We start from the raw sequence: 22,687 nt of genomic DNA on the forward strand, positions 1-22,687 counted from the left end.
CGGCCCGGTCCGCGCGGTCGGCGAGGCCGTGGTCCGAGGTGCGCGGTGACCGGCCGTGCGACGCCAGGACCTGGCTCACCCGGTCGGCGGGCACCTCCTCACGATCGGTGGGAGTCGTGGGGCGAACGGGTTCCACGGTGCGGCCCGAGACGTGGCGAACGGGTGGCTCCGCCGCGACCTGACGGATTCCTCCGCGCGGCCTGGCTACCCTGGTCCGCTGGCGGCCCCTGCTCCCGCGCTCCCTCCGTCCCCGGGGCCGCCGCGGCGAACCACGGCAGGAGAACACCGATGACCGGACCAGGGGCCCGCACCCTCTGGTACGCCCAGAACCTCACCACCAACGGCCTGCAGGGGTGGATCCAGGACAACATCGTCCCGCTCATCCTGCTGGGCATCGCGATCGTCCTGCTGTGGATCGGCGGGAAGGGTGACAACGCCGGAGTGGCCCGCCGCAGCGTGGGCCTCATCGTCGGCCTGGTCGCCCTCGGGATCGCGGTGTCCGGCAACGGCCCGGAGGTCGGCAGCTTCCTCGCCAGCCTGATCACCGGTTAGCCGTGCTCGTCCGCACCGACGACGAGGTCTACCGGGTCGACTCCGTCTGGCTGGGTCCGCCGCGCGCGACCTTCCCGTGGCGCGCGCGCTACGTCTCCTACGGTGTCGGCCTGCTCGTGATGATCCTGATCATGTTCCTGCAGCGCCGGATCGGCATCGGGCTGGACTTCTTCTCCGTGGCCTGGGCGGTCGTGCTCACCGTGTTCGTCACCCGGTTCCTCGGTAAGAAGATCGACTACGAGCGCCCGCTCGGACAGGTGGCGGAGCTGTTCCGGCACGAGGTCACCGGGCCGCGCCGGCGCCGGCAGGGGGCGGGCGGTCCGGTGCGGTTCGCGCACCTGCGAGCCCGTCGGACACTGCCCCGCCGCGGCCACCCGGCCCCGCCCGCGGTCCCGCAGTGGCCGATGTCGTCCGGGCCCGCGCCGACCGGGCCGGGGGTCGGCCCGGCCGAGCCCGCCCCCGCGCCGGCCGCGCAGGTCGTCGACCCCGCGCCGGTCCCGCAGGTCGTCGACCCCGTGCCGACCGCGCAGGTCGTCGGGGCCGCGCCGGTCCCGGAGGTCGTCGAGGTCGCACCCGTGCCGCGCGAGGTCGCGCCGGTCCGGACCGCGCCGCGCCGGAGCGGACGCCCGGGCGCCGCCCCGCAGCCCTGGGCGACCTCGGCCCAGCGCCGCGAGGCCGCGAACCGGGGGAAGGGGTGGTCCGGCCGTGGCCGCGCGTGAGAAGCGCGATCCCTACCGTGACGGACGCCGTCCCGCCGGACGGGCCCTGCAGGGCGAGGCCAAGCTCCCCCGGTTCAGCCCGACGATCGCGCTGCGCAGCATCGACGGGCACGTCACACGCACCGCGACCCAGGTCATGGCCTGGTACCGGCTCTCCCCGCAGGCCTGGAGCTTCCGCAGCGACGGCCAGCGGGAGATCCTCATCCGGCAGATCGCGGCGCAGCTCGGCGAGCTGCAGGGCCGGTGGCTGCACCTGCGCGTGACCACTCGCCCCTACCCGGTGCACATGTGGGCGGAGTCCTTCGACAAGAACGCCCTCGGCCGCATGCCCGACGTGCCGGGCGCCCTGGGCTGGGACGGCTTCCTGGAGGGCGAGCAGCGCCACCTCATGGGCCTCTCCATGAGCGACAAGGAGGTGTTCCTCGGCGTCGAGGTCTCCGGCCGCAGCATGATCGACCGGTGGGTCGAGCGGGCGGCGCCGGTGCTGGGCAGGGTCGTCCCCGCGGCCGTGCGCGCCGAGCTCTCCGCGCTGGAGTCCGAGCTCAACCACCTCGACGCGCTGGTGGCCGGCTCCGGGCTCGACGCGGTGCCGGCGTCGGCGTCGGACATGGCGTGGCTCATGCACCGCTCGGTCGCGCTGGGTCTGCCCGCGCCGCGCAGCCTGTCCTCGGTCCCGGTCGGCGTGAGCCGGTGGGAGGAGGAGGACCTCGCCGCCTTCACCGACGGCGTCGAGCTGCACCAGGAGCCCTACGCCCCCACGGTGAAGGTGACCGGCCGGGTGCGCGGGCAGACCGTCACCCGCGACGTCGCCGTGCTCTCGCTGGGGTTGATGGAGGGCCTGCGCATCCCGGAGGTCGACGACCCGTGGATGCAGCACTCCGACCGGCTCCCCTTCCCCGTGGAGTGGTCGGCGCGGATGTACGTCCGCCGGCCCGAGGAGGTGACCGGTGAGCTGCAGCGCCAGATGGGCAAGGTGCGCAGCCAGATCCGGCACTACACCCACGACCACGACCTCGAGCCGCCGATGTCGCTGGCCCGCCAGGCCGACCGGGTGCTCGAGGTCGAGGACGAGCTGACCAGCGGCCTGACCCGGCTCAACACCCGGCTCTACGGCTGGTGGCGGATCGCCGTGTCGGGGCCGGACGAGGGCGAGGCCGTCCTGCGGGCCCAGCAGGTGCTGGACCTGTACTCGCCGAAGGTGCAGATCGAGCACCCGGAGGCGCAGTACCGCTACGCCCGCGAGTTCATCCCCGGCGAGGCGCTGGCGTCCACCGCCTACCGCCGTCGGGGATCGGTGACCTGGGCGGCGGCCGCCGTGCCCGCCGCCACGGCCAGCGTCGGCGACCGGCGCGGCATCATGCTCGGTGAGACCTGCACGGCGACCCGGCGGCCGGTGGCCTGGGACCCGTGGCTGGCCCAGGAGGTCCGGCGGGCCTCGGGCCTCACCGCCGTCGTCGGCGGGTTGGGGTCCGGCAAGTCCTTCCTCACCGGCCTGATCGTCTACAAGACGCTCCGCGCCGGTGCGCGCTGGACGGTGCTCGACCCGTCGGGCCCGCTGGCCGAGCTGACCCGGCTGCCGGAGCTGGCCTCCTTCTCCCGGCACATCAACCTGCTGCGTGCCGACCCGGGCATCCTCAACCCGTACCGCGTGGTCGCGGAGCCGCGGCCCGAGCACTTCGCCGACGACGAGGACCCCGAGCGGTCCTGGCGCCGCGAGCGCTCGCTGGCCGCCGCCACCCGCCGGCGCCTGGTGCTCGACGTGCTCACCGGTCTGCTGCCCTACGACGTCGCCCGGCTGCCGCACACCCGGATCGTGCTGCTCCGCGCGGTGCGCGAGGTCGGCGGCGCCCCGGACCGGCACCCCGGCCTGGTCATCGACGCCCTGCGCCGCCACCAGCGCGAGGGCGAGGAGCACGCCGGGGTGGTCGCGGACTTCCTGGAGGAGCGCCGCGAGCTCCCCCAGGCCGCGCTGCTGTTCCCGGACACCAGCCGGGACGACCCGTGGGCCGCCGACCGGGACTACCGGCTGACCGTGCTCACCATGCAGGGCATGACGCTGCCGCGGCCGGGCAGCCCGCGCGAGGAGTGGACGGACAACGAGGCGCTGGCCGTCGAGCTGCTCAACCTGGCCTCCTGGCTGACCCAGCGGACGATCTACGACGCCGACCGCAACCTCCGCAAGGGCGTCGCACTCGACGAGACGCACTTCCTCTCCCAGGTGCCCACCGGCAAGGTGCTGATCGACCGGCTCGCCCGCGACTCCCGCAAGTTCAACGTCCGGGCGCTGTTCGCCTCCCAGCTGGCCGGCGACCTGCTCCGGGTCTCCGGCTTCGCGTCCCTGGTCAACGCCGTGTTCGTCGGCCGCACGGACGACGAGGAGGCCCAGACCGACGCGCTGCGCCTGCTCCGGGTCCCCACCGGCGTCGGCTACGAGCAGATGCTGAGCACGTTGTCCCCGCGCCCGCGGCACGACGACCGGCCGGACGACACCCCCCGCCAGTTCGTGTTCGCCGACGGGCACGGCGGCGTCGAGAAGATCCGGATCGACCTCGAGGCGCCGCACCTCGACCACGTGCGCGAGGCCCTCGACACCAACCCCGACGCCAGCCGGGTCTCCGTCAGCGGTGCGCCGGTCCTGGCCGCGGACTCCGGCCGGGCGCCCGACGAGCCGCGCCCCGTCGGGGCGCGCCAGGTCGTCGTGCCGCCGGGCGGGATCGACCTGGACGAGGACCTCGACCCCGTCGACCTCTCCGCGCCCGAGATCCGCACCGGCGAGGCCACCCGCGTCGGCCCCGGGCGGCCGGGCTGGGACACCGGGGTGCAGGTGGTGCCGGGGTCGCCGGCCGAGGACTCCCTCGACGACGAGCAGCTCGACCTCCTCGACGACCTGGAGGAGGGCTGGGCGGACCTGGACGACGAGGAGATCGCCGAGCCGACGACCGTCGGGGAGCCCGCGGCGGCCGGGAACGGGCACCGCGGCACGGACGGCCGCGACCTGCACGGCGACCACGGGCCGGCGGCCGGGGAGGACCTCGACGGCGACCCCTTGCGCGCCCGATCCGGCGCCCCCGGCGAGGGCGGGCGGTGACGGCTCCCGTGCTCCTCACGGCGCCCTACCCGGCGTCCGTCCCCGCGTCGACCGGCGGGACCACCGGGCTGGTGGCGGTGCTCCTCGTCCTGGTTGCCGCCGTGGTGGCGGGGGCCCGCCGCCGGCGGTCCCGCGCGGAGCCCGGGGCCCCGCCGCGCCGCCGTCGCGGCGCCGCCCTCCTGCTGGTCGTCGCGGTGGTGGCGGGCAGCGGGCTGGTCGGCAGCCCGGCCCTCGCGCAGGGCTTCGACTGCAAGCAGTCCCCCGAACCGGACCGCCCCGGCACGGGCCTCGTCGGCTCGATCGACCCGCCGCGGCCGGACGGCGGGGAGCCCGGCTCGGTCTACCGCGAGGTCGGCTACGCCGGGATGACCTGGCACAACTACGACCTCGGCTGCGCCGGCGGCGTCCTCGACCCGTCGACCACCACGGACACGTGGCTGGGCAACCAGACCTTCAACGTCGCCAAGTTCGCCGTCGGCGGCGTCAACTGGGCGCACTACCTGATCGCCGACGGCGGGGCGCTGCTCGACCCGCTCGACACCGTCATCACCTCGGCCACCCGGGCCATGTACGACTCGGTCTTCACGCTCTGGGTCGGCGTGGCGCTGGTGATCCTCGCTGTGATCCTGCTGGTCCTGGCGATGCGCGGGGAGCTGGCCCGGCAGACCCAGCGGGCGGCCTTCGCACTGGGTGCCCTGGTGCTCGCCGGCGCGGCCTACCTGGCCCCGGTGGACTGGGCGCGGTCGGCGGACACGCTGTTGCTCGACGGCGTCACCCAGATGCAGGAGGGCTTCCTCTCGCAGGTGGGCCTCGGCGACCGGGACACGCTGCCGACCGTGCTGGTCGACCAGGTCGTCTACACGAACTGGCTGCGGGGCAACTTCGGCTCGCCGGACGTCCCGCAGGCCTCCGACCTCGGCCGGCCGCTGCTGCGCGCGTCGACCTTCACGATCAACGAGGTCGCCGAGGGCCGGGACACCCCGCAGCTGGCCGAGCAGAAGAAGAACGACTACGCCACGCTCGCCGGCCAGATGGGCGACCGGTACAGCTACTTCCAGGGCGAGTCCGGGAGCCGGGTCGGCGTCGGCGTGCTCTCCGTGGTGCAGGCCGCGTGCATCGCGCTGTTCCAGCTGCTGTCCAAGGTGCTGGTGCTGGTCGCGATGCTGCTGCTGCGGCTCATGGTGATGACCGCCCCCGCGATCGCGGTCGTCGCGGTGCTGAAGCCGGAGATCCTCCCCGCGCTGCTGCGGGTGGCGGGCGCCGCGATCGTCAACACCATCATCGTCGGCGCGCTCGCCGGGCTGCACGCGCTGCTGGTGGTGTCGCTGTTCCGGCCCGGCGCCGGGATCGACCTGTGGCTCGCGCTGCTGGTCACCGGCGTGGTCACGGTGGTGCTGTGGGCGGTCGCGCGGCCCTTCCGGCGCCTGGTGTCCATGGTGTCGCTGACCAGGGACCAGTTCGGCGGCATCGTGCCGGCGGTCGGTGCCGGCCCGATGTCGCGGGTCTGGCAGCGGGTCCGGGGTGCCGATCCCGAGGACCGGCAGGGCCGGTGGTGGGACGAGCGCCGGGGCACCGGCCCCGGGACCGACCCCGACGCCGTGCGGCCCGAGGCCGAGTACTCGCGGGTCGCCCCGGTGCAGGCCACCGTCACCCCGGCCGGGCCCGGGGCGCGGACGCCGCGCCGGCACGCCGAGGTCACCGGGACCGACGCCGCGGCGGTCTCCGCCGCCCGCCGCCCGGCACTGCCCGCCGGTGGCCCGGCTGCCCCCGCCGCGACCGGCGGCTACCCCGCCCGCACCGATCCGAGCGAGATCGACGAGCGCGTGATCTACCGCCGGTCGGACGGGGCGGCCCCGCGGGCGGTGCAGGCCCGCCCGGTCGACGCCGAGCTCGTCGACGGCGTTCCGGTCTACCGGATCTACCGCCCCGCCCGGACGGGCCGCGATGCCGATTAGGTCCCCGCGCGGGCGGGCGGCCGCCTACCGGGCGGTGTGGACGTGGCCGCTGCGCACCCCGCTGCGGCTCGGCGCCACCGTCGTCGTGGTGCTGGCCCTCGCCGTGCTGGTCAGCCTCGCCACGGGCGGGCTCCGCGCGCCCGCCCAGACCTCGGCGGCAGATCGGCCGGGTGCGACGACGACCACGGGCGCGCGGGCCCCCGCGTCCCCCACGCCGACGGCCCTCCCCCCGGTGGCGGCGCTGACCCCCACCACGCTGCCGCTGTCCGCCGCACCCGCCGAGGCGCTGCAGGTGGCGCAGAACTGGGCCACGGCGTGGGCCACCCACCCCGAGGGCATGACGAACCAGCAGTGGGTGGACGCGCTGATCCCCTGGACGACCCCGGAGTACGTCGGCACCCTCACCGGTGTCGATCCCGCCAACATCCCGGCCACGACGGTCACGGGCCCGGCGCGGGCGCTGCAGGTCTCCCCTGCGTCGGTGACCACCGAGGTCCCGACGGACGGGGTGACCCTGCAGGTCACGGTCGTCGACACCGAGGCCGGCTGGCGCGTGGCCGGCTACGACCGGGCCTGACGCGGTGCGCCTGCTCCGGCCGTTGCGGCTGCTGCTGCCCTTCGTCGCGATCGGCGTCGCGCTCGTGGTGTTCCTGACACTCGGCTTCCTCGCCTTCGCCCCCAACGCGGCGCAGCAGCCGCGGGCCAGCAGCGGGTGCGACGCCGGCATCGGGCCGATCGGGACCGTCGGGCGCGGGGGCGCGGCGGGGGCCACGATCGACACGCTGACCGACGAGCAGCGGCGGAACGCGGAGACGATCATCGGCGTCGGCAAGGAGCTGCAGGCCCCGCCGCGGGCGTGGCTGGTGGCGCTGGCGACGGCGATGCAGGAGTCGACGCTGCGCAACATCGACTACGGCGACCGGGACTCGCTCGGGCTGTTCCAGCAGCGGCCCTCGCAGGGCTGGGGCTCACCGGCCCAGGTCACCGACCCGGGTTACAGCGCGCGGATCTTCTACGACCGGTTGCTGAAGGTCCCGAACTGGGAGGACCAGCCGGTCACGGTGGCCGCGCAGACCGTCCAGCGCTCCGCGTTCCCCAGCGCCTACGCGAAGTGGGAGGGCCTGGCGGCGAGCCTCGTCGAGCAGCTCGGCGACGTCACCGACCCCACCGGCTGCGGCCCGGGCTCCGCCGAGCTGCCGGCCGGGATGGCGCGCACGGCGATCGAGTTCGCCCTCGGCGAGGTCGGCAAGCCCTACGTGTGGGGCGCCACCGGGCCGAACACCTACGACTGCTCGGGTCTGATGCTGCGGGCCTTCGAGAAGGCGGGGATCACGCTGCCGCGCGTGTCCCGGGACCAGTACCGGGCCGGCGGCCACGTCCCGGTCCGCCAGGCCCGGCCCGGTGACCTGATGTTCTACGCCTACGACCGCACCGACCCGCGGACAATCCACCACGTGTTCCTCTACCTGGGCAACGACCAGATGGTGGAGGCGCCCTACAGCGGGCGGAACGTCCGGGTGCAGCCCGTAAGGTGGGACTACGCCGAGCTCGTGCCCCTCGCGACCCGCCCGGGCACGCCCGCCAACACCGTCTGACCCCTCCGCTGTCGAACCGTCCCCCGGGAGCACGCACGATGGCCCGCCCGGAGCGCCCCGCCGGTCCCGTCCCCGCCCGGCCGCGCTCGACCACGCCGCTCGCCGACTACCTCGACCGCCCGGCCCCGGGCGCGGGCCCGGACTACCTGGTCGTGCCGCGCGGGCTCGCCGAGGCGATGCCGCTGCGCTGGCAGCAGGTGTTCGCGGGGCTGCTCGCCGACCTGCACGACGCCTACGGCCACCTCGACTGGCCGGACTACCGGGTGGTACCGAGCCGCTGGGAGCTGCTGCGGGACCTCGACGAGGAGCAGCTGGCCGCCGCCGGGTACGTCGCCGACCTCGATCCCCAGGGCCGGCTGGAGTACCGGGACGCCTCCGGCGAGGCGGTGCCCGACCCGGACGGTCACCGGGCCCTCGCGCCGGTCGAGGAGAGCCTCCCGCGCCCGGGGGACGAGGTCCCCCCGCCGCGGCCCGCTCCCGTGCTGTAACCGCCTCTACCTCTTTCTCGGCCTCGCACTAGACACCCGAATTCGTCGCGAGTCGCGCTCCGGGCCAGGGGGCTCGCGTGGTGTGGCGTCCGCAACGCACGAAAAGTTGAGTCGGCGGGGAACAAGTCGGGTAGGTCGTCCGTTGGACCGGGCAGCAAGTTGAGTGACCGAGGCTCAAGGCCGAGTTGACGGCGAGCGGCCGGATCGCGAAACTTGAGCCAGATCCGCTCAACAGCGGTACGGACCTGACAGTTCCACACAGTTCGACACGGAGGCACCCACCATGGCTCGTGCGGTCGGTATCGACCTCGGGACCACCAACTCCGTCGTCTCCGTCCTGGAGGGCGGGGAGCCGACGGTGATCGCCAACTCCGAGGGCAGCCGCACCACGCCCTCGGTCGTGGCGTTCGCCCGCAACGGCGAGATCCTCGTCGGTCAGTCCGCCAAGAACCAGGCCGTCACCAACGCGGACCGCACCTTCCGGTCGGTCAAGCGGCACATCGGCTCGGACTGGCAGACCCCCGAGATCGACGGCAAGACCTACGCCGCGCAGGAGATCAGCGCCCGCGTGCTGCAGAAGCTCAAGCGGGACGCGGAGGCGTACCTGGGCGAGGAGGTCACCGACGCGGTGGTCACCGTCCCGGCGTACTTCGAGGACGCGCAGCGCCAGGCCACCAAGGAGGCCGGCCAGATCGCGGGCCTCAACGTCCTGCGCATCGTCAACGAGCCCACCGCGGCCGCGCTGGCCTACGGGCTCGACAAGGGCGAGACCGAGCAGACGATCCTCGTCTTCGACCTCGGTGGCGGCACCTTCGACGTCTCCCTGCTGGAGATCGGCGACGGCGTCGTGGAGGTCAAGGCCACCAACGGCGACAACCACCTCGGTGGCGACGACTGGGACGAGCGGATCGTGACCTGGCTCGTCGACAAGTTCAAGGGCAGCCACGGCATCGACCTGACCAAGGACAAGATGGCGATGCAGCGGCTGCGCGAGGCCGCGGAGAAGGCCAAGATCGAGCTCTCGAGCTCCTCGAGCGCCACGATCAACCTGCCCTACATCACCGTCGACAGCGACAAGAACCCGCTGTTCCTCGACGAGACGCTGTCGCGCGCCGAGTTCCAGCGCATCACCTCGGACCTCCTCGACCGCACCCGTGCGCCGTTCAACCAGGTGATCAAGGACGCCGGCATCTCGGTCGGCGACATCGACCACGTCGTCCTCGTCGGCGGCTCGACCCGCATGCCCGCCGTGACCGAGCTGGTCAAGGAGCTGACCGGCGGCAAGGAGCCGAACAAGGGCGTCAACCCGGACGAGGTCGTCGCCGTCGGCGCCGCGCTGCAGGCCGGTGTCCTGCGCGGTGAGGTCAAGGACGTCCTGCTGCTCGACGTCACCCCGCTGTCCCTGGGCATCGAGACCAAGGGCGGCGTGATGACCAAGCTGATCGAGCGCAACACCACGATCCCGACCAAGAAGTCCGAGATCTTCACGACGGCGGACGACAACCAGCCGTCGGTGCAGATCCAGGTCTACCAGGGCGAGCGCGAGATCGCGGCCTACAACAAGAAGCTCGGCATGTTCGAGCTGACCGGTCTCCCGCCGGCTCCGCGCGGCGTGCCGCAGATCGAGGTGTCCTTCGACATCGACGCCAACGGCATCGTGAAGGTCTCCGCGGTCGACAAGGGCACCGGCAAGAGCCAGGACATGACCATCACCGGTGGGTCGGCGCTGTCCAAGGACGAGATCGACCGGATGATGCGCGAGGCCGAGCAGCACGCCGAGGAGGACAAGAAGCGGCGTGAGGAGGCCGAGGTCCGCAACCAGGCCGAGACCCTCGTCTACCAGACGGAGAAGTTCGTCAAGGACAACGAGGACAAGGTCCCGGCGGACGTCAAGGACTCGGTGAACTCCGCCCTCGGCGAGGTGCAGGAGGCCCTCAAGGGCACCGACACCGACGCGATCAAGTCCGCGATGGAGAAGCTCGCCACCGAGTCGCAGAAGCTCGGCCAGGCCCTCTACCAGCAGCCGGGCGCCGAGGGCGCCCCGGGCGGCGCCGGGGAGAACCCGGGTGCCGCGGGCGACGCCGGCGGCCAGCAGGCCGGTGCCGACGACGTGGTGGACGCCGAGATCGTCGACGACGAGGAGAAGAAGGACAAGTGAGCACCCCGTACGGATCCGACCGCAGGCCGGGCCCGGAGGGGGAGCAGGAGGAGCCGGTCCGCGTGCGCGACCGGCGCCGGATCGACCCCCTGACGGGGGAGGTCCGGTCCTCGGCCGACGCCGGTGGCCAGCAGGCCGCCGGCGCCCCGGCCGGGGCCGCCCCCGGCGGTGAGCCCGAGCCCGAGATCGAGCTGGACGACCCGCGGATCGCCGACCTGGAGAAGCAGCTCGAGGAGCGCACGGCGGACCTGCAGCGCGTCTCGGCCGAGTACGCCAACTACCGGCGCCGGGTGGACCGGGACCGGGAGGGCGTGGCCGTGGGCGCGCGTGTCTCCTTCGTGTCCGACCTGCTCACCGTGCTCGACGACATCGAGCGGGCCGAGCAGCACGGCGACCTGAACGGCCCGTTCAAGTCGGTCGCGGACAAGGTCGTCGGTGTGGCGACCGGGCTCGGGCTCGAGTCCTTCGGCGCGGACGGGGAGCTGTTCGACCCCGCCCTGCACGAGGCCGTCCAGCACGAGCCGGCCGACGCGCCCGGCCCCACGGTCACGGTGCTGACCGCGGTGCTGCGCCGGGGCTACCGGATGGCGGACCGGGTGTTGCGGCCCGCCATGGTCATGGTGGCGGACCGGCCCGAGTCCGAGGCGCCCGCCGGCGCCGAGGTGCCCGACGCCCCGGCCGGCGGGCCGGGCCCGGCACCCTCGCCGGACGAGCCCACCAACCCGGCCTGAGGCCGGGACCACCAGGGACACACCGGAAGGAGGCGGGATGACCCAGCGCGACTGGATCGAAAAGGATTTCTACCGTGAGCTGGGCGTCTCGTCCTCGGCGTCGGACTCGGAGATCAAGAAGGCGTACCGCAAGCTCGCTCGCGAGCTGCACCCGGACGCCAACCCGGGGGACGCCGTGGCCGAGACCCGGTTCAAGGCCGTCTCCGAGGCCTACGGCGTGCTCTCCGACCCGGAGAAGCGCAAGGAGTACGACGAGACCCGCAAGCTCTTCGCCGGCGGCGGGTTCTCCGGTGGCTTCCCCGGGGGTCAGGGCTTCCCGGGCGGGTTCTCCGGTCAGGGCGGCGCCCAGGGGTTCGACCTGGGCGACCTGTTCGGCCAGGGGGGCGGCTCGGGCGGTGCCGGTGGCCTCGGCGACCTCTTCGGCAACCTGTTCGGCGGCTCGCGCGGCGGGGGCACGACCGGCGGCTTCTCCGCCGGGCAGCGCCCGCAGCAGGGTGCCGACGTCGAGAGCAGGCTGACGATCCCGTTCGAGGACGCGGTGCGCGGCGCCACGATGACGCTGAACATCTCCTCGCCCGGGACCTGCGACACCTGCCACGGGTCCGGGGCGAGGCCCGGCACCGGCGCCCACACCTGCCCGATCTGTGGCGGCGCGGGCGTGATCAGCCGGAGCCAGGGGGCGTTCGCCTTCTCCGAGCCGTGCCGGGACTGCCGCGGCACCGGCCGGGTCGTCGACGAGCCCTGCCCGGAGTGCGGGGGCGACGGGGTGAGCACCAAGGTGCGCACGCTGACCGTCCGCGTGCCGGCGGGGGTGGACGACGGCCAGCGCATCCGGCTGGCCGGCAAGGGCGAGCCGGGGCGCTTCGGTGGCCCGCCCGGCGATCTGTACGTGCGGATGGGCGTGACGCCGCACCGGGTCTTCGGGCGCTCGGCGAAGAACCCGAACGACCTCACCCTGAAGGTGCCGGTGACCTTCCCCGAGCTCGTCCAGGGTGCCACGCTCACCGTGCCGACGCTCGACTCCACGGTGTCGCTCAAGATCCCCGCGGGGACGCAGAGCGGCCGGACCTTCCGGGTCCGCGGGCGCGGCGTGCAGGCGAAGAAGGGCGCCGGCGACCTCCTCGTCACCGTCGAGGTCGCGATCCCGCAGCGGCTCGACGACGCCGCGGCGAAGGCGCTGCAGGAGTACGCGGACGCCACCAAGGCGTTCGACCCGCGGGCCGACCTGCTCGCGGGCGAACGCTGAGATCAGCGAAGGGATGAGGTGAGGGGACGTGCCGGACCGTGACGACCGCCACGGCCGCGGTCCCGAGGGAGCCCTCCCGCCCGGCGCGGGACAGGACACCCCGGTCTTCGTCATCTCCATCGCCGCCGAGCTGTCGGGGCTGCACGCGCAGACCCTGCGCAGCTACGACCGGCTGGGGCTGGTGAGCCCCGGCCGGTCGCCCGGCGGCGGCCGGCGGTACTCGGCCCGCGACATCGCGCTGCTCCGCGAGGTGCAGCGACTCTCCCAGGAGGAGGGCGTGAACCTCGCCGGGGTCAAGCGGATCATCGAGCTGGAGCAGCTGGTCGACCAGCTGCGGGCCCGGGTCGAGGAGCTGAGCGAGGAGCTGGCGGCCGCGCACGCGGCGGCCGAGCAGGCAGCCTCGATGGTGCACCAGACCTACCGGCGCGACCTGGTCCCGACCGAACGGGGGTCGCAGGTCGTCGTGTGGAAGCCGCGGGCCCCGCGCCGCCGAGCCGACCCGCGGGACTGAACCGATGTGCCGGACCCCGTACCGCGCGGTGCGGGGTTCAGCCGTTCTCGGGGCCGGCCTCGCGGCTCGCCTCGATCTCCCGCTCCACCTCGGTGTAGGGCCGCCGCGCCACGACCGTGCCCGGGAGCCTCGCGTCGAGCTGCCCCGGGTCCGGCTCGTCGACGTCCGCGATCACGGCGGTGCCGCCGGCGGGCACCGTGCGGGCGAGGTGCCCGATCGCCAGTTCCTCCGGGCTCTGCTCGGCGGCGCCGTACAGCGAGACCAGCTGGTTGCCGAACAGCAGGGTGTCGATCGGCCCGAGCAGCAGCGTGACCAGCGCGCCGAGGCGGGGGTGCCGCTCGGCGAAGGACACGGCGTCGCCCGTCTCGTGGTCGAGGGACAGGGTGCCCTCGGTGTCGCGGTGCACGATCGCCGCGGCCCGCAGCTCGAGTGCGCCGGCGCCGTCGAGCGCGGCGAGCGCGTCGAGCACCTCCCGGGGTTCGGCGCCGGTCACCACCACGACGTTCTCTGCCATGCCCGCCACGCTAGTGCGCCGATCATGTCCACGTCCCGCTGCGACGGCGCCCTCCGCACGACGCCGTGGTGCACCGCGCGGAGTTTTTCCGCATTGAGCGGAACACACTCAACTTTCCTGTCGTTGAGCACTACGAGAGGGCACCGAGGGTGCCCGGAGACCGCACGATCCGAGGAGACACGGGGATGGATTCCTTCAACCCCACCACCAGGACCCAGCAGGCGATCTCGGCGGCCGCGCAGGCCGCCGCGCTGGCCGGCAACCCGGACGTCGGTCCCACCCACCTGCTCGGCGCCTTGCTGGCCCAGGGGGACGGGATCGCCGCTCCACTGCTCGCCGCCGTCGGCGCGGACGCCGCGGCCGTGCGCGCCGAGCTGACCCAGCTCGGCAACCGGCTGCCGTCGGCCTCCGGCTCCACGGTGGCCACGCCCCAGCTGAACCGGGAGGCGCTGGCCGCGATCGGTGCCGCCCAGCAGCTCGCCACGGAGATGGGCGACGAGTACGTCTCCACCGAGCACCTGCTCGTCGGCCTGGCCGACAAGGGCGGCCCGGTGAGCCAGCTGCTGCGCCGGCACGGTGCCACCCCCGACGCGCTGCGCGAGGCCTTCGGCAAGGTCCGCGGCTCGTCCCGGGTCACCAGCCCGGACCCCGAGGGCACCTACCAGGCACTGGAGAAGTACGGCCAGGACCTGACCGGGCGGGCCCGCGAGGGCAAGCTCGACCCCGTCATCGGGCGGGACACCGAGATCCGCCGCGTGGTGCAGGTGCTGTCCCGACGCACCAAGAACAACCCGGTGCTGATCGGCGAGCCCGGCGTCGGCAAGACCGCGATCGTCGAGGGCCTGGCCCAGCGGATCGTGGCGGGCGACGTCCCGGAGTCGCTGCGCGGCAAGCGTGTCGTGGCCCTGGACCTGGGCTCGATGGTGGCCGGCGCCAAGTACCGTGGCGAGTTCGAGGAGCGGCTCAAGGCCGTCCTCAAGGAGATCACCGACTCCGCCGGCGAGATCATCACCTTCATCGACGAGCTGCACACCATCGTCGGCGCCGGGGCGACCGGCGAGGGTGCGATGGACGCCGGCAACATGATCAAGCCGATGCTCGCCCGCGGCGAGCTGCGGATGGTCGGCGCCACCACGCTCGACGAGTACCGCCAGCACATCGAGAAGGACCCGGCCCTGGAGCGCCGCTTCCAGCAGGTGCTGGTGGGCGAGCCGAGTGTCGAGGACACCGTCGGCATCCTGCGCGGGCTCAAGGAGCGCTACGAGGTGCACCACGGCGTCCGGATCACGGACGCGGCGCTGGTCGCCGCGGCCACGCTCTCGGACCGCTACATCACCGCCCGGTTCCTCCCGGACAAGGCCATCGACCTGGTGGACGAGGCCGCGTCCCGGCTCCGGATGGAGATCGACTCCCGGCCCGTCGAGATCGACACCGTCGAGCGCGCCGTGCGCCGGCTGGAGATCGAGGAGATGGCGCTGGCCAAGGAGTCCGACGAGGCCTCGAAGGACCGGCTGCAGGCCCTGCGGGCCGAGCTCGCCGAGAAGCGCGAGGAGCTCTCCGCGCTGACCGCGCGCTGGCAGAACGAGAAGACGGCGATCGAGTCCACCCGTGAGCTCAAGGAGCAGCTCGAGCAGCTGAAGGGCGAGTCCGAGCGCGCCGAGCGCGACGGCGACCTCGGCCGCGCCGCGGAGCTGCGCTACGGCCGCATCCCGCAGCTGGAGAAGGAGCTGGCCGAGAAGACCGCCGTGGTGGAGCGCCACGAGGAGGTCATGCTCAAGGAGGAGGTCGGGCCGGACGACGTCGCCGACGTCGTGAGCGCCTGGACCGGCATCCCCGCCGGCCGGATGCTCGAGGGCGAGACCGCGAAGCTCCTGCGCATGGAGGACGAGCTGGGCAAGCGGGTCGTCGGGCAGACGGAGGCGGTGCGAGCGGTCTCGGACGCCGTGCGCCGGGCCCGCGCCGGGATCGCCGACGAGAACCGGCCCACCGGCTCGTTCCTGTTCCTCGGCCCGACCGGCGTCGGCAAGACCGAGCTGGCCAAGGCGCTCGCCGAGTTCCTGTTCGACGACGAGCGGGCGATGGTCCGCATCGACATGAGCGAGTACAGCGAGAAGCACAGCGTGGCTCGCCTGGTCGGTGCCCCTCCCGGCTACGTCGGCTACGACCAGGGCGGCCAGCTCACCGAGGCCGTGCGGCGCCGCCCGTACTCGGTGGTGCTGTTCGACGAGGTGGAGAAGGCCCACCCGGACGTCTTCGACACCCTGCTGCAGGTGCTCGACGACGGCCGGCTGACGGACGGCCAGGGCCGGACCGTCGACTTCCGCAACACGATCCTGGTGCTGACCTCCAACCTGGGCAGCCAGGCGATCGCCGACCCGGGGCTCGACGACCAGGGCCGGCGGGACGCCGTGCTGGCGGTGGTCCGCGGGCACTTCAAGCCGGAGTTCCTCAACCGGCTCGACGACGTGGTGGTCTTCCACGCGCTGTCGACCGAGGAGCTCACGCACATCGTCGACATCCAGCTCGACGTGCTCCGGCAGCGGCTGGCGAAGCGCCGGCTCACCCTCGACGTGTCCGACGGCGCCCGCGAGTGGCTGGCGATGAACGGGTTCGACCCGGTCTTCGGCGCCCGCCCGCTGCGCCGGCTGGTGCAGTCCGCGATCGGCGACCAGCTCGCGAAGGAGCTGCTCTCGGGCGCCGTGCGCGAGGGCGACACCGTGCGCGTCGACCTCGACCCGACGGCCGAGGGCGGCACCGGCGGCCTGATCGTCGGGCGGGGCGTGCCGGCCGCCGTCTGAGGTTCGTTGACGATCGTGAAGTGATCGTCGCGAAGCGCCGTGGGCGCGGGCCGTGACCCCTACGGTCCGCGCCCATGAGTGTTCCCAGCAGCAGTGTTCCCGGCGACGGGCAGGCCTGGCTCGCCGACTACCGGCGCCGCATCGAGGAGCTGCGGGGGCGCGCCGAGCACGCCCGGGCCGAGATCGCGGAGCTGACGTCCACGGCCGCGAGCCCCGACGGCGCCGTCCGGGCCACGGTGGACAGCAGCGGCGCGCTGACCGGGCTCGCGTTCGGAGCGGCGGCGGACGGGCTGGATCGCGGTGCCCTGGCCGAGCTCGTGATGGCGACGACGGCGAGGGCCGTCGCGGAGGTCTCCCGCCGGGCGACCGCGGCGCTCGGCCCGCTGCTGGAGCAGCGGTGAGCGGCGGGTGCGCGGGCTTCGCGGTGGAGCAGCGGTGAGTGGCGGGTGCGCGGGCTTCGCGGTGGAGCCGGCGGCCCTGGAGGCGCACGCGGCGGCGCTGGACGCGGCCGAACGGCGGCTCGCGAGCGGGGCGCCGGGCCCGACCGCACTGTCCCCCGACGCGTTCGGGCTGGTCGGAAGGCTGTTCGCCGGCGCCGCGAGCGAGGCGGCCGGCGCCGGGGTCGCCGCGCTGGAGGCGGCCCGCCGGGGCCTGGTCCGCGCGGCGGCGTCGGCGCGGGAGGCGGCGGTGGCCTACCGCGAGGCGGACCTGGCCGCGGCCCTCGCCCTCGAGCGGGCGGCGGCCGGGCCGGGGGCACCGTGACCGCCCCGGCGGACGCCGGGAGGACCGGTTCCGCCCCGCCCGCCGCCGGCGACCCGCCGCTCTTCGTCCCGACCCCCGCCCAGGCGCCGGGGCCGTTCGACGGGGCCGGGCTCGCGTCGAGCGTGGCCGACGTCGCGGCCGCGGCGGAGGCGGATCGGCCCGACCCGGGGGCCCTGGCGTGGACGGCCGCGGGTGCCGGGCTCGACGCGCTCGGGTTCGTCGCGGATCCGTTCGGCGAGCTCGCCACGGCCGGGATCGGGTGGCTGATCGAGCACGTCGGGTTCCTGCGCGAGCCCCTCGACCGGCTGGCGGGGAACCCGGCCGAGATCGTCGCACGGGCGACGGACTGGCGACGCGGGGCGCAGGCCGTGTCCGCGGAGGCGGCGGCACGGGGCCGTCCGGACCTCGGGGCCTGGACGGGATCCGCGGCCGGGGCCGCCCGCGCGGCCGCCGCCCGCGACGCGGCCGCACTGGGCGGCCTCGCCGCCGACTGCGCCGCCGTGGCGGACCGGCTCCTGGAGGTCGGGGCGACGGTCGGCGCCGAGCGGGCACTCGTCCGGGACACCGTCGCCGGCTTCCTGTGGGATCTCGCCCGTTGGGCGCTCGCCTCGATCGCGAGCGCCGGGGCCCTCACCCCGCTCGCGGTCGCGTCCGCGGTCGGCGAGGCGGCTGCGCTCGCGGCGCGGATCGCCGGGAACGTCGCGGCCCTGCTCACCTGGCTGGACGAGGCGCGGGCCGCCCTCGGCGTCCTCCTCGACCCGCTCGCCCGCCTCGCGCAGCGTTCCGCCGTGCCCGCCGCGGCCCGGGTCCTGGAACCCCTCGGTGGGCCGGGTGACGCGCTGCTCGGGTTCGGGCGCGACGCCGTCGTCGAGACCGGGAAGGAGGGCGCGAAGGTCGACGGCGTGCGGGCCGGCTGGGCGGCGGCACCCCCGTGATCACCTCCCGTGATCACCTCCGGGTCCGTCCTGGGCCGGTGCGCACCGACCGATGTGCCCGGACCACCGTTCACCGCGCGTCCCGCGGCGTCGACCGTCCTCCCCGGACGGGTGATCGTGGCGTTCCCGGACGATCCGGCCCTGCGGCGCTAGGGTCACCACGTGGGTGTTCCGTCGTGGGTCTGGTTCGTGATCGCCGTGGTCGCGCTGCTCGTCGGCGCCGCGCTGCTCCTCGCCGACCGCCGGCGCGGCGGGGCCGGGGAGACCGGGGTGCGCGACCGCAAGCGCTGGGCCGCGATGCACGACTGGGAGTACCTCGACAGCGACCCGGTGCTGCCGAGCCGCTGGCGCTACGGGACCGTGCAGAACGGCGGGCCGGGCATCGCCCGCAACCTGGCGAGCGGCACCGTGCCCACCCCGGAGGGCGGCCGGCCCGGGTTCATCTTCGACCACGAGCAGCAGGGCCGGGTCAACGCGGCGGTGGTGGCGGTGCAGCTGCGCGAGGCGCTGCCCGCGGCCGTCGAGCTGCGGCTGCCGTCGGCCCCGCTCCCCGAGGCGGACGGGGCCGGGCTGGACCTGCTCGAGCCGGTGGGCGAGCGGTACTCCTTCGTCTCCGACGCCGACGCCATCCGCCCGCTGCTCACCGACCGCGTGGCCGACGCCGCCGACGCGGTGGGCGAGGACATCGAGCTGCTCTGGGCCGAGGACACCTGGGTGCTCGCGGCCGCGCCGGCCGACGTCTCGCCGGAACGCGGCCAGGACCTGCTCGCCGACCTCGCCGAGGTCGCGACCGCTCTCGAGCAGGCGCTGACCGCACACGCCGCACCACGGGCGGCTGAGCCCGGCCCCGGGGCGGACTAGTGTCGCCCGCGTGCCCTCCGTCCTGATCACCGGCGCCACCTCCGGCATCGGTGCCGCCTTCGCCGACCGGCTCACCGCCGAGGGCCGCGACCTCGTGCTCGTCGCCCGCACCGTCGACCGGCTGGAGGAGGCGGCCGCGCGCTACCGCGAGGCGGGTGTGTCGGTGGAGGTCCTGCCCGCCGACCTCACCGTGCCGGACGAGCGCGCCCGCGTCGTCCGCAGGCTCGCGGACCCGGACCGTTCGCCGGTGGACCTGCTGGTCAACAACGCCGGCATGGGCCAGCGGGGCGGCTTCCTCACCACCTCCGCCGAGGACCTGCAGGTGCAGCACGACCTCAACGTCACGGCGGTGCTGCAGCTGACCCGGGCGGTGGTGCCGGGGATGGTGGACCGGGGTCGCGGCGCGATCGTCAACGTCTCGAGCGTGGCCGGGTTCCTGCCGGGCAGCGGCTCCACCTACACCGCCGACAAGGCGTGGGTCACCGCGTTCACCGAGGGCGTGGCCGCGTCGCTGGCCGGCACCGGGGTGCGGGCACTGGCCCTGTGCCCCGGGTTCGTCCGGACGGAGTTCCACGAGCGCGCCGGCATCGACGTCGGCGCGCGCACCGGGCCGCTGTGGCTCGACGCCGCCCGGGTGGTCGACGACTGTCTCGCCGACCTGGCCGACGGCCGCGTCCTGTCCGTGCCGAGCCTGCAGTACAAGGCGATCTCGTCGGTGGTGGGCGTGCTGCCGCGCCGCGTGGTCCGCCGGCTGGTCGCCACCTTCGACCGGGAGCGCTGAAGCATGAGCACCGCCACCGACCCCACCGACGACACCGGCCGGCTGCGGCTGGCCGAGCTCGTGCGCGAGCTCGGCGTCGTGCACGGGAAGGTCACGCTGTCCTCCGGCCGCGAGGCCGACTACTACGTCGACCTGCGCCGGGTCACGCTGCACCACGAGGCCGCGCCGCTGGTCGGCCGGCTGTTGCGCACGCTGACCGCGGACTGGGGCTACACCGCCGTCGGCGGGCTGACCCTCGGCGCGGACCCGGTGGCCGACGCCGTGCTGCACGCGGCCGCGGCCGAGCGGGCCGCGGACCCCGAGGTCCCGCCGGTCGACGCGTTCGTGGTCCGCAAGTCCACCAAGGAGCACGGGCTGCAGCGGCTGATCGAGGGCCCGGACGTCTCCGGCCGCCCCGTGCTCGTCGTCGAGGACACCTCCACGACCGGTGGCTCGGTGCTGCAGGCCGTCCGCGCGGTGCGCGAGGCCGGGGCCAGCGTCCTCGGCGTGGCCACGGTCGTCGACCGGGCCACCGGGGCCCGGGAAGCCATCGAGGCCGAGGGCGCGCCGTACCGCGCGCTCCTCGGCCTCGCCGACCTGGGGCTGTAGCCCGCCGCCCCGCCCCATTCCCGGCCGTCGTACCGGGTCTCCGGGTCGGCGGGCGCCGCCGGCCGGGGTCAGACGACCTGGATGCGGACCGAGTCGAAGGCCGGGGTCTGGTCGGCCCGCTCCATCATCGGGATGCGGTGCGAGCCGTCACCGGCCCACGAGCTGCACTGCGCGACGCCCTTCGGCAGCCCGGTGACGTCGACGGTCACCGTGCTCTCGCCCGCGCCGCCCTGGTTGTCCTGCGTGGCGACGAAGAAGGCCGGCTTCTCGCCCGGTGCGGGCGCCTCGTCGAGCGAGATCATCCGGCAGGCGGTGTGGAAGTGGCCGCGCTGGATGCCGTTCTCGTCGAGCAGCGAGCTCTCCAGGTAGTAGCCGCCGGCCGCGGCGCCGAGGAACCGGTCGCGCTTGAGGTTGCGCGTGGTCACGTCGATGCTGAACGCCTGGCCCTCCTGCACCTGCTGCGGGAACTTCGTGATCAGCAGGGTCGGGTTCCGGTCGGCGTCGCCCACCTCGCCGAAGGCGGTCGACACGCACCGGTCGCCCTTCTGGAAACCGTCGTGCGGGGCCAGCTCGCTCCGGGAGCAGTCCCGGGCGAGGACGTCGAGACCGTTGATCTTCTCGCCGCCCCCGGCGGCGTCCTGGTCGCCGCCCTCGTCCGCGGCCGGTTCGGCGTCCTGCCCCTCGGCCGGGGCCTCCTGCCCGGCGCCGCGGCCCTGCCCGTTGCGGGCGTTCTCGTCGGCCCGGTCGGCGCGGTTCTCCTCACCGCGGCCGCGCTGCGCGTCCTGCTCGCCCGTCGCGTCCTGGGCCGGGTCCTGCGCGGTGCCCGGCTGGTCCTCGCGGTCGGCGACGGGGGCGGTGGCGTGCGCGCCGTGCCCGCTGCCACCGGAGGAGATCCGGTCGGAGGCTTCGGCGTACCCGCAGGCCGTCGGGACCATGACCATGGCGGCGGCCGCGGTGGCCAGCAGGACACGGCGCAGGCCGGCGGAGCGGGCGGTGCGCCCGACGCGCGGGTTCTCGGGGGTGTTCGGGGTGTCGGTCCGGGTTGCCATCAGTGGGTCATTCCTCGGGTCGCGGTGCGGGGGGAGCGGGCGGCCGGGTCGTACTCGTCGAACCGGTGGCCGCCGGTGTCGGTCGTGCGCGGCACGGGCTGGCCGCCGGTCGTGTCGGCCCGGCCGGAGCCGAGCAGGTCGTCGAAGCGGAACCCGCCGGTGTCGGCGGCGCGGCGCCGGCGGTGCGAGCCGGTGTCGGAGACGGACGGGTAGCCGCCGGAGTCGCTGACCGCGGTCGCCGCGCGGGCGGCCGGGTAGCCGCCGGAGTCGGCCGCGTTGCGGACCCGGTGGCCGCCGGTGTCCCCGGCCGGACGGCCGAGCCGGTGGCCGCCGGTGTCGGCACGGCGGAAGGCGCCCGAGTCGTCGACGCGGAGGCCGCCCGAGTCGTCGACGCGCACCCCACCGCTGCGGGAGCCGCGGCGCCGGGCGCGGTGCCCGCCGGTGGAGGTCGCCCCGTCGGCGGCCGTGGCGGCGCCCCCCATCGGCAGCGACGCGCCCTTCCCCCGCCGGCCCGGCGCGGGTTCCCCGCGCGGTGCGGGGATGGTGAGCACCGGGGCGGAGTGCAGGGCCGCGAGCTGACGACCGGTGGCCGGCGCGGCGGGGGCCGGTGCCTTCTTCTTGCCGCGGCGCAGCGTGACCAGCAGGCCGATCGCCGCGGCGGCACAGGCCAGGAACACGATCGCGGGGACGATCATGTCGGCCGGGCTGGTGGAGCCGCTCAGCAGGCCGGGCGAGGGCGCCTCGGGCAGGGCCGAGTAGTCGACGAGTCCGGTCGCCTCCAGCATCGCGATGTGCCCGGTGACGTACTGGAAGGCGGTGTCGGCGAACTGGCGGACCAGCTCGTTGCGGGTACCGACGCGCACCTCCGCGATCACCGGCAGGACGATCCCGTGCGCCTGGCGCAGCAGCTGGACGGCGACCTTGTCGTAGTCCGTGCCCGTGGTCTGCGAGATCTGGTTCATCCAGGCGATCTGCTGGTCCGTGGCCCGGCTCGGCAGCTGGACGCCCAGCTTGTCCGCGGTGTCGCGGTCGATCTGGTCGAGCACGGCGTGCTGCTCGGCCAGGTGCGCCCCGGTCTCGCGGACCTGCTGGTTGGTGGCCTGCTGGGACATCTGCTGCCCGGTGGGCAGCTCCCACAGCCCGGCCTGGCGGACCTTGATCAGCAGGTCGCGGTCGGCGGGCCCGAGCGGGCCCCACTGGGTCTGCTGCCAGCCGCCCGTGCCGGGCGCGCCGGTCGTCCAGGACTGCAGGACGGACACCATGACGGCGCCGAGGACGGCGACGAGCAGGGCCCAGCGCACGGAGCGCGGGATGCGGTGCAACATCGGGGGACCTTTCGGGGAGCGGCCCGTCGGG

General features: G+C 74.8%; 21 protein-coding genes. 18 read left to right on the forward strand and 3 right to left on the reverse strand.

Annotated elements, in window-relative coordinates:
- Positions 1-288 precede the first annotated feature (288 nt).
- The 11 genes from ACL02T_RS16175 (at position 289) to ACL02T_RS16225 (ending at position 13,043) form a co-directional block, all read left to right on the forward strand.
- Entirely contained in the window at positions 289-552 is a 264-nt protein-coding gene (locus ACL02T_RS16175) for a hypothetical protein (RefSeq protein ID WP_412831541.1), read from the forward strand.
- Between the two features lie 2 nt (positions 553-554).
- Positions 555-1,271: a hypothetical protein gene (locus tag ACL02T_RS16180; RefSeq protein ID WP_412831542.1), complete on the forward strand. Its 717-nt coding sequence runs from the start codon at positions 555-557 to the stop codon at positions 1,269-1,271.
- A complete protein-coding gene (locus ACL02T_RS16185) occupies positions 1,258-4,359 on the forward strand; it encodes an ATP-binding protein (protein WP_412831543.1) in 3,102 nt (1,033 codons plus the stop codon). The genes ACL02T_RS16180 and ACL02T_RS16185 overlap by 14 nt, the downstream gene beginning before the upstream one ends.
- Positions 4,356-6,314, forward strand: coding sequence for a hypothetical protein (locus ACL02T_RS16190; protein ID WP_412831544.1), 1,959 nt, complete (start codon positions 4,356-4,358; stop codon positions 6,312-6,314). The genes ACL02T_RS16185 and ACL02T_RS16190 overlap by 4 nt, the downstream gene beginning before the upstream one ends.
- The gene (locus ACL02T_RS16195) at positions 6,304-6,891 is read left to right on the forward strand and encodes a hypothetical protein (protein ID WP_412831545.1); all 588 of its coding nucleotides are present in this window, start codon (positions 6,304-6,306) and stop codon (positions 6,889-6,891) included. Before ACL02T_RS16190 ends, ACL02T_RS16195 begins: the two co-directional genes overlap by 11 nt.
- A 4-nt stretch (positions 6,892-6,895) precedes the next feature.
- Positions 6,896-7,909, forward strand: coding sequence for a C40 family peptidase (locus ACL02T_RS16200; RefSeq protein WP_412831546.1), 1,014 nt, complete (start codon positions 6,896-6,898; stop codon positions 7,907-7,909).
- 38 nt (positions 7,910-7,947) lie between these two features.
- A complete protein-coding gene (locus ACL02T_RS16205; RefSeq protein ID WP_412831547.1) occupies positions 7,948-8,397 on the forward strand; it encodes a hypothetical protein in 450 nt (149 codons plus the stop codon).
- 283 nt (positions 8,398-8,680) lie between these two features.
- Entirely contained in the window at positions 8,681-10,555 is a 1,875-nt protein-coding gene (gene dnaK / locus ACL02T_RS16210; protein WP_412831548.1) for a molecular chaperone DnaK, read from the forward strand.
- Entirely contained in the window at positions 10,552-11,286 is a 735-nt protein-coding gene (grpE, locus tag ACL02T_RS16215) for a nucleotide exchange factor GrpE (protein ID WP_412831549.1), read from the forward strand. The genes dnaK and grpE overlap by 4 nt, the downstream gene beginning before the upstream one ends.
- A 37-nt stretch (positions 11,287-11,323) precedes the next feature.
- Positions 11,324-12,532 (forward strand): molecular chaperone DnaJ, encoded by a 1,209-nt coding sequence (dnaJ, locus tag ACL02T_RS16220; protein WP_412831550.1) that lies wholly within the window; start codon positions 11,324-11,326, stop codon positions 12,530-12,532.
- Positions 12,533-12,560: 28 nt separating this feature from the next.
- Positions 12,561-13,043 carry a heat shock protein transcriptional repressor HspR gene (locus tag ACL02T_RS16225; RefSeq protein ID WP_412831551.1) on the forward strand — a complete coding sequence of 161 codons (483 nt, stop codon included), beginning with the start codon at positions 12,561-12,563 and terminating at the stop codon, positions 13,041-13,043.
- Between the two features lie 37 nt (positions 13,044-13,080).
- On the opposite strand, the gene ACL02T_RS16230 is transcribed toward ACL02T_RS16225, so the two are convergent.
- The gene (locus ACL02T_RS16230) at positions 13,081-13,557 is read right to left on the reverse strand and encodes a hypothetical protein (protein ID WP_412831552.1); all 477 of its coding nucleotides are present in this window, start codon (positions 13,555-13,557) and stop codon (positions 13,081-13,083) included.
- A 185-nt stretch (positions 13,558-13,742) separates the two neighbouring features.
- On the opposite strand from ACL02T_RS16230, the gene clpB reads away from it, so the two are divergent.
- The 7 genes from clpB to pyrE all read left to right on the forward strand — a co-directional run bounded on the left by clpB (position 13,743) and on the right by pyrE (position 20,282).
- Entirely contained in the window at positions 13,743-16,355 is a 2,613-nt protein-coding gene (clpB, locus tag ACL02T_RS16235; RefSeq protein ID WP_412831553.1) for an ATP-dependent chaperone ClpB, read from the forward strand.
- Positions 16,356-16,429: 74 nt separating this feature from the next.
- Positions 16,430-16,756 carry a YbaB/EbfC family nucleoid-associated protein gene (locus ACL02T_RS16240; RefSeq protein WP_412831554.1) on the forward strand — a complete coding sequence of 109 codons (327 nt, stop codon included), beginning with the start codon at positions 16,430-16,432 and terminating at the stop codon, positions 16,754-16,756.
- Between the two features lie 34 nt (positions 16,757-16,790).
- Positions 16,791-17,117 (forward strand): hypothetical protein, encoded by a 327-nt coding sequence (locus ACL02T_RS16245; protein WP_412831555.1) that lies wholly within the window; start codon positions 16,791-16,793, stop codon positions 17,115-17,117.
- The gene (locus ACL02T_RS16250) at positions 17,114-18,052 is read left to right on the forward strand and encodes a hypothetical protein (protein WP_412831556.1); all 939 of its coding nucleotides are present in this window, start codon (positions 17,114-17,116) and stop codon (positions 18,050-18,052) included. Before ACL02T_RS16245 ends, ACL02T_RS16250 begins: the two co-directional genes overlap by 4 nt.
- A 162-nt stretch (positions 18,053-18,214) precedes the next feature.
- Positions 18,215-18,913, forward strand: coding sequence for a TtfA family protein (locus ACL02T_RS16255; protein WP_412831557.1), 699 nt, complete (start codon positions 18,215-18,217; stop codon positions 18,911-18,913).
- 10 nt (positions 18,914-18,923) lie between these two features.
- Positions 18,924-19,694 carry an SDR family NAD(P)-dependent oxidoreductase gene (locus tag ACL02T_RS16260; protein ID WP_412831558.1) on the forward strand — a complete coding sequence of 257 codons (771 nt, stop codon included), beginning with the start codon at positions 18,924-18,926 and terminating at the stop codon, positions 19,692-19,694.
- Between the two features lie 3 nt (positions 19,695-19,697).
- Positions 19,698-20,282, forward strand: coding sequence for an orotate phosphoribosyltransferase (gene pyrE / locus ACL02T_RS16265; RefSeq protein WP_412831559.1), 585 nt, complete (start codon positions 19,698-19,700; stop codon positions 20,280-20,282).
- A 68-nt stretch (positions 20,283-20,350) separates the two neighbouring features.
- Here pyrE and ACL02T_RS16270 read toward each other — a convergent pair whose 3' ends face one another.
- Positions 20,351-21,331 carry a hypothetical protein gene (locus tag ACL02T_RS16270; protein WP_412831560.1) on the reverse strand — a complete coding sequence of 327 codons (981 nt, stop codon included), beginning with the start codon at positions 21,329-21,331 and terminating at the stop codon, positions 20,351-20,353.
- Positions 21,331-22,656, reverse strand: coding sequence for a DUF4142 domain-containing protein (locus tag ACL02T_RS16275; protein ID WP_412831561.1), 1,326 nt, complete (start codon positions 22,654-22,656; stop codon positions 21,331-21,333). Before ACL02T_RS16275 ends, ACL02T_RS16270 begins: the two co-directional genes overlap by 1 nt.
- Between the last annotated feature and the right edge of the window lie 31 nt (positions 22,657-22,687).

The sequence above is a fragment of the Pseudonocardia oceanicola genome (assembly GCF_047200735.1).
In the GTDB taxonomy this organism is placed as follows: domain Bacteria; phylum Actinomycetota; class Actinomycetes; order Mycobacteriales; family Pseudonocardiaceae; genus Pseudonocardia.

Coding starts and splice junctions, on each gene's coding strand:
- ACL02T_RS16175 (WP_412831541.1), top strand. CDS start 289: ATGACCGGACCAGGGGCCCGCACCCTCTGGTACGCCCAGAACCTCACC.
- ACL02T_RS16195 (WP_412831545.1), top strand. CDS start 6,304: ATGCCGATTAGGTCCCCGCGCGGGCGGGCGGCCGCCTACCGGGCGGTG.
- ACL02T_RS16205 (WP_412831547.1), top strand. CDS start 7,948: ATGGCCCGCCCGGAGCGCCCCGCCGGTCCCGTCCCCGCCCGGCCGCGC.
- dnaK (WP_412831548.1), top strand. CDS start 8,681: ATGGCTCGTGCGGTCGGTATCGACCTCGGGACCACCAACTCCGTCGTC.
- dnaJ (WP_412831550.1), top strand. CDS start 11,324: ATGACCCAGCGCGACTGGATCGAAAAGGATTTCTACCGTGAGCTGGGC.
- ACL02T_RS16230 (WP_412831552.1), bottom strand. CDS start 13,557: ATGGCAGAGAACGTCGTGGTGGTGACCGGCGCCGAACCCCGGGAGGTG.
- clpB (WP_412831553.1), top strand. CDS start 13,743: ATGGATTCCTTCAACCCCACCACCAGGACCCAGCAGGCGATCTCGGCG.
- ACL02T_RS16240 (WP_412831554.1), top strand. CDS start 16,430: ATGAGTGTTCCCAGCAGCAGTGTTCCCGGCGACGGGCAGGCCTGGCTC.
- pyrE (WP_412831559.1), top strand. CDS start 19,698: ATGAGCACCGCCACCGACCCCACCGACGACACCGGCCGGCTGCGGCTG.
- ACL02T_RS16270 (WP_412831560.1), bottom strand. CDS start 21,331: ATGGCAACCCGGACCGACACCCCGAACACCCCCGAGAACCCGCGCGTC.
- ACL02T_RS16275 (WP_412831561.1), bottom strand. CDS start 22,656: ATGTTGCACCGCATCCCGCGCTCCGTGCGCTGGGCCCTGCTCGTCGCC.